We start from the raw sequence: 6,526 nt of genomic DNA, 5'->3' as shown, positions 1-6,526 counted from the left end.
GCGCGGGGGTTCGCGCTGCTTGGCTCTTCGCTGCCGATCTTCTGGTCGGGGCTGATCATGCTTTATGTCTTTTCCGTCCAACTGAAATGGACCCCCGGGACCGGGCGTCTCGATGCGCGGACGAGACCGCCCGAGGAGGTCACCGGTTTCTACAGCATCGATGCGGTGCTGGCGGGGGACTGGGCGCTTCTTCTGCAGGTACTGAGCCATCTCGCCCTGCCGGCGCTGGTGCTGGGCTGGTCCGTGATCGGCATCGTGGCGCGGCTGGTGCGCTCTTCGCTGCTGGAGGCGCTGGGTCAGGATTACGTGCGCACCGCACGGGCCAAGGGCGCTTCGGAGCGGGTCGTTCTGATGAACCACGCGCTGCGCAATGCGCTGATCCCCGTGCTGACGGTGCTGGGCTTTACCTTTGCCTATCTCATCACCGGCGCCGTTCTGACCGAGGCGATATTCAGCTGGCCCGGCATCGGATCCTACGCGGTGGCCGCAGCGCGGTCGCTTGATTACCCCGCCATCGGCGGGGTGACGATCGTGGGCGCGACTGCCTTTCTGCTGGCCAATCTGGTGACGGACATCGCCTATGCCTGGGCCAATCCCCGCATCAAGGTGTCGGGATGAGCGCGGTGGGCGACATGCCCCGCCCGGGCAGGCTGGGCCAGATCCGCGCCTCGATGGGTCGGCTGCCGGTGACGGCGCAGATCGGTATCGTGATCCTGCTCTTCTGGGCCATCACCGTGCTGACGGTCCAGTTCTGGCCCATCGTCGATCCGCTGATGATGGCCGGGCGGCGGCTGCAACCGCCAAGTGGCGAACATTGGCTGGGCACGGATGCGCTGGGGCGGGACGTGCTGTCGCGCACCCTGCACGGTGCGGCCTATACCATTCCCGTGGCGGTGATGGTTGTTGTCGCGGCGGTCATCATCGGCTCGGCACTTGGGGCCATATCGGGCTATTACGGCGGCTGGCTCGATGCCGTCATCATGCGGGCCGCGGATGTCACCCTTTCCTTTCCGCCGATCCTGCTGGCGATGACCGTGGCCGCGACCCTTGGGCCGGGTCTGCCGAACGCGGGTCTTGCCATGATCATCGTCTGGTGGCCCATCTATGCCCGGTTGATGCGCGCGCAGGTGCTGGAGGTCCGCACCCGCGAACATGTGGAGGCCGCGATTGCCGGTGGCGCGGGCCGGGGGCGGGTGCTGGTGGTGCATATCCTGCCGCTGTGCTGGACGCCGACGCTGATCAACGCGACGATGGATTTCGGACAGGTGGCGCTGCTTGCCGCCTCGCTCAGCTTCATCGGGCTGGGCGCGGTACCGCCGAGCCCCGAATGGGGCAGCATGATTTCCGAAGGGGCGGCCAAGTTCTATAGCTGGTGGATCGCCGCCGGCCCCGGCATGGCGATCCTTTCGGTCGTGCTGGCCACCTCCTTTCTGGGGGACGGGCTGCGCGACATCCTCGACCGGCGGGCGGCGGCATGAGCGAACCGCTGCTGGATATCACCGGCCTGCGCGCCGCCTTTCCCGGCCCCCGTGGCCCCGTGGAAGCGGTGCGCGGTGTGGATTTCACGCTGGACGAGGGCGAGGTGCTGGGCATCGTCGGCGAAAGCGGGTCGGGTAAATCCGTCGCGATGATGGCGCTGCTGCAGCTGCTGCCCGAACAGGCGACCGTCAGCGGTTCGGCGCGGTTCAAGGGCCGCGAACTCATCGGCATGTCGCGCCGGGATATCCGCAGGATCCGCGGGCGCGATATCGGCTGCGTCTTTCAGGACCCGCTGAGCGCGTTCAACCCCGTTCTGACCATCGGCGCACAGATCGTCGAGGCCATCCGCCTGCATGACCGCCGCATCGGACGCGGAGCGGCACGGTCCCGCGCCATCGGTCTGCTGGAGCAGGTCGCCATACCGGAGCCGGAACGCCGCGCGCAGCAGTATCCGCACGAATTTTCCGGCGGCATGCGCCAGCGCGCGATGATCGCCATGGCGCTGGCGAACGATCCGGCCCTGCTGATCGCGGATGAACCGACCACCGCGCTTGACGTTACGGTGCAGGCGCAGATCCTCGATCTGCTGCGAAAGCTTGCGCAGGAACGTGGCATCGGCGTCGTGCTGATCACCCATGATCTGGGCGTGGTCGCGGGCATGGCGCGCGATATCGCCGTGATGTACGGCGGGCGGGTGGTGGAGACGGGGCGCGCGGAGGATATCTTTTACCACAGTGCGCATCCCTACACGCGCGGCCTGATCGCGGCGATGCCCAAGCTGGACCGGATCGACGAGGAACTGACACCGATCGAGGGCACGCCGCCGTCGATCTTTTCGCGCCCGCCGGGGTGCAGTTTCGCCCCGCGCTGCACGTTCGCGCAGCAGCCCTGCCGCGAGAGCGATCCCGCGTTGCGGGCGGTCGGCCCCACCAGAACGGCATGTCTGCGGGCAGAGGAATTGCTGGATGAGGGCCCGAGGCCCCGGGCGGTGGGCACATGAGCGGCGTTCCGGTCCTAGAGGTCAGCAACCTGTCGAAGGATTTTCCCGTCGGCTCGAACCTGCTGGGCACGCGCCCCGCGCAGATGCTGCGCGCGGTATCGGGGGTGAGCTTCAGCGTCGGGCAGGCCGAAACCTTCGGGCTTGTCGGGGAAAGCGGTTGCGGCAAATCCACGCTGGGCCGCTGCATCCTGCGCCTGCTGGAACCATCGGGCGGCCGCGTCGTTCTGGCGGGGCGGGACATTACCACCCTTTCTCCGGCAGAGATGCGGCCCGTGCGGCGCGACCTTCAGATCGTTTTCCAGGATCCGATGGCATCGCTGCATCCGGGCATGAAGATCAGGCGCATCCTGTCCGAAGGCATGCGGCTGCTGCGCCTGCGCCCGCAGGAGGAGGCGGCGAAGATCGAAGAGCTCATCCATCTCGTGCAACTGCCGCAGGACGTGGCGGACCGCTATCCGCACGAACTGTCGGGTGGGCAGCGCCAGCGTATCGGCATTGCGCGTGCGATATCCGTCGATCCGAAGGTCGTGGTGCTGGATGAGCCGGTGTCGGCGCTCGACGTGTCGATACAGGCGGGGGTTCTGAACCTGCTGCGCGATCTGCAGGAACGGCTGGGCGTTGCCTTTGTCTTCATCGCGCATGATCTGGGCGTGGTGCGCTATATCTCGCACCGGATCGGGGTGATGTACCTTGGCCAGATCGTCGAGACGGGGCCCGCGCAGCGGCTGTTCTCCGACCCGCAGCATCCCTATACGCAGGCGCTTTTGTCGGCCATTCCCTTGGCCGACCCGATCCGGGAGCGGGCGCGAAGGCGCACCGTGCTGGAGGGCGATCTGCCGAGCCCGCTCAACCCGCCTTCGGGATGCCGGTTCCGCACGCGGTGCCCCCGGGCACAGGCGCTCTGTGCCGAGGTGCAGCCGAACCTCGACGACGATGGAGAGGGCCGTGCGGTGGCCTGTCACTTCCCCGGCCCGCCCCCGGCGGCACAAGACGAACAATCCCTTTCAGAAGGAGCCGGCGCATGAATTCGCCCTTCATCCAGACCAATGCGTCACGCGACCGCGCGCTGCGCGACCGGGCGGCACGCGTCATTCCCGGCGGCATGTGGGGCCATCAGCGCGCCGAAGCCCTGCCCGGCGGCTACCCCCAGTTCTTTGCCAGCGGCCAAGGCGCACGGGTGACAGACGTGGACGGGCGTGAATACATCGATTTCATGTGCGCATGGGGGCCGATCATCCTCGGCCATCGGCATCCGCTGGTGGAAGAGGCCGTGCGCCGGGAAGCCGAGCAGGGGGTCTGCCTCAACGGGCCGACCGAACAGGCCGTCACCCTTGCCGAGAAGCTGGTCGATACCGTGGCCCACGCTGATTGGGCACTGTTCCAGAAGAACGGCTCCGACGCGATGACATCCTGCGTGACCATCGCGCGGGCGGGTACGGGGCGGCGCAAGATCATGATTGCACGGGGGGCCTATCACGGGGCGGTGCCATGGTGTTCGCCCTCGCTGACCGGGGTGACCGCAGAAGACCGCGCGCATCTGATGCATTTCGAGTTCAACGACACCGACAGCGTCAGGGCCACGGTGGCCGAAGCCGGTGATGATCTGGCCGCCATCGTCGTTTCGGGCTTTCGCCATGACCTCGGCGTGCCGCAGGAAATGCCGACGCAGGATTTCGCGGATGCCGTGCGCAAGGCCTGTGACGAAACCGGTGCCGCGATGGTGGTCGATGACGTGCGCACCGGGTTCCGGCTGAACATGGGCGGTGCGCTCGAAGGGTTGTCGGTGCGGCCCGACCTCAGCGCCTTTTCCAAGGCCATCGCCAACGGGCACGCTCTTTCGGCGGTGACGGGCAGCGACAGCTTCCGCGAGGCGGCGAACAAGGTCTTCGTGACCGGCTCCTTCTGGTACGGCGGGCCCGCGATGGCCGCTTCGGTCGCCACGCTCGATGAATTGGCGCGGATCGACGGGCCAGCGGTGATGCAGCGCGCGGGCCAGCGCCTGCGCGACGGGCTGGACGAACAGGCCCGGCGCCACGGGTTCGAGCTGCGCCAATCCGGGCCGCCGGTCATGCCGCTGGTGCAGTTCGAAGGCGACGACCGTGCGGCCACCCTTGGCAATACCTTTTGCGGAGAGGCCCTGCGGCGCGGCGTCTACATGCACCACAAGCACAACATGTTCCTGAGCACGGCGCATACCGAAGCCGAGATCGACCGCGCGCTGGAGGCGACCGAAGACGCCTTTGCAGCCCTGTCGACAGCGCGCCCGATAACGGAGGAAGCACGATGACCAAACGTGGCAATGTCAGCCTTTCGGTTCTTGAGGACCGGGCGAAATTCATCCGCAAGGAAACCGTCCGCCTGTCGCGGATCGCGGGGGCCGGGCATTATTCATCGACCTTTTCCTGCGCCGAACTGCTGGCGGCGCTCTATTACGACCAGATGTCGATAGAGCCGTCAGAGCCCGATTGGCCGGACAGGGACCGTTTCGTGATGTCGAAGGGGCACGCCGCCATCGGGCTTTACCCGGTGCTGGCCGATCTGGGGTACTTCGATCCCTCGGAACTCGACACCTATACGAGGCTCGGCTCGCCCTATGGCGATCATCCGGACATGAAAAAGGTGCGCGGGCTCGATTTCTCATCCGGCTCGCTGGGGCATGGGCTGTCGGTGGGGCTGGGCCTTGCGCTCGCGGCGCGCATCTCGGGTCGGGATTACCGGACCTATGTGTTGCTGGGCGACGGCGAGTTGAGCGAGGGCCAGATCTGGGAAGCCGCCAACGCCGCCGGTCATTTCAAGCTGCGGAACCTCGTGGCCATCGTCGACCGGAACGGGCTTTCCATCGACGGCCATACCGAAGAGGTGATGAGCGTGGAGCCGCTGGAAGCGCGCTTTGCCGCTTTCGGATGGGACACGCAGCGGATCGACGGGCATGAATTCGCCGCCATCCGGGGGGCCTTCGACACCCTGAAGACCGGGGGGCAGGGCAAGCCGCAGGTCATCATCGCCGACACCATCAAGGGCCGCGGGGTGGAGCGGATGGAAATGTCGCTCGACTGGCATGTCGGCAATCTGGTGGGGGAGGATTACGACGCCGTCATGGCGGAGCTTGATGAGGGGCTGAAACCCTTCGTGGCGGAGGACGCGACATGAACAAGGACATGCAGGACGAAAGCGAGATCTTTCGCGGCACGACGACCGGCACCACCCAGTTGCGCGACAAGCGGTCCGTCCGCGGAACGCCGCGGTCCGGCATGCCGGCCTTCGTGCTGGGCGAGGAACTGGCGGATCTGGCAGAGGATGATCCGCGCATCGTGGTGGCGACGGCTGACCTTGCCTCGGCCAACCGTACGAATGATTTCCGCGACCGGCATCCCGAGCGGTTCGTGAACTTTTCCATTGCCGAAAAGAACATGATCACCGCCGCCGCCGGCATGGCCTCCACCGGGTTGATCCCCTATGTCGCCACCTTCGCGAGCTTCGCCGCGATTCTGGGGACGGAAGCGATCCGCACCGATTGCGCCTATCCTCGGATGAAGGTGCGTATCCTCGGCAGCCATTCGGGCATGTCCATGGGATTCTACGGCAGTTCCCATCACGCGCTGGAGGATCTGGGCATGATGCGTTGCATCGCCGATCTGACGGTGGTCTGTGCCACGGATGCCAACCACCTGCGGGCGATCCTGCGTGCTTCGTTGGAACATCCCGGCGCGATGTATATCCGCCTTGGCCGGGGTCGGGACCCGGTGGTCTACGACGAGGTGCCGAAGATCGCCTTCGGGCGCGCGATCCGGCTGCGGGAGGGCAGTGACCTGACGATCATCACCTGCGGCAGTCAAGTGCGCGCCTCGCTCGACGCTGCCGCGATGCTGGAGGAAAAGGGCGTGTCGGTCCGGGTTGTCGATATGTTCACCATCGACAGGATGGACGAGGAGGAGATCCGCGCGGCGGCGGAAACCGGCGCGATCCTGACGGTGGAGGAGCATAACGTGACCGGCGGGCTGGGATCCGCCGTGGCCGAGGTGCTTCTCGATCTGCCGCGGATCAGGT

7 protein-coding genes are annotated in these 6,526 nt (G+C 66.5%); all 7 read left to right on the top strand.

All coding sequences use genetic code 11. From position 1 onward, the window contains the following. A partial coding sequence (locus A3764_RS11665; RefSeq protein ID WP_150122148.1) for an ABC transporter permease occupies positions 1-618 on the top strand: 618 nt, incomplete at its 5' end. After that, positions 615-1,478, top strand: a complete 864-nt coding sequence (locus A3764_RS11660) for an ABC transporter permease (protein ID WP_067922287.1) — start codon at positions 615-617, stop codon at positions 1,476-1,478. The genes A3764_RS11665 and A3764_RS11660, both read left to right, overlap by 4 nt. Further along, a complete protein-coding gene (locus A3764_RS11655; RefSeq protein ID WP_067922284.1) occupies positions 1,475-2,479 on the top strand; it encodes an ABC transporter ATP-binding protein in 1,005 nt (334 codons plus the stop codon). Before A3764_RS11660 ends, A3764_RS11655 begins: the two co-directional genes overlap by 4 nt. After that, positions 2,476-3,504, top strand: a complete 1,029-nt coding sequence (locus A3764_RS11650; protein WP_067922281.1) for an ABC transporter ATP-binding protein — start codon at positions 2,476-2,478, stop codon at positions 3,502-3,504. Before A3764_RS11655 ends, A3764_RS11650 begins: the two co-directional genes overlap by 4 nt. Further along, on the top strand, positions 3,501-4,766 hold the full coding sequence (locus A3764_RS11645) for an aminotransferase class III-fold pyridoxal phosphate-dependent enzyme (protein WP_067951615.1): 1,266 nt from the start codon (positions 3,501-3,503) through the stop codon (positions 4,764-4,766). The genes A3764_RS11650 and A3764_RS11645 overlap by 4 nt, the downstream gene beginning before the upstream one ends. Continuing rightward, positions 4,763-5,629 carry a transketolase gene (locus A3764_RS11640; protein WP_067924676.1) on the top strand — a complete coding sequence of 289 codons (867 nt, stop codon included), beginning with the start codon at positions 4,763-4,765 and terminating at the stop codon, positions 5,627-5,629. Before A3764_RS11645 ends, A3764_RS11640 begins: the two co-directional genes overlap by 4 nt. Further along, the coding region (locus A3764_RS11635; protein WP_067951614.1) for a transketolase family protein at positions 5,626-6,526 on the top strand (901 nt) is incomplete at its 3' end. The genes A3764_RS11640 and A3764_RS11635, both read left to right, overlap by 4 nt.

This window comes from Sulfitobacter sp. HI0129 (genome assembly GCF_001635395.1).
In the GTDB taxonomy this organism is placed as follows: Bacteria; Pseudomonadota; Alphaproteobacteria; order Rhodobacterales; family Rhodobacteraceae; genus Sulfitobacter.
This window is presented reverse-complemented; position numbering and strand designations above follow the sequence as displayed.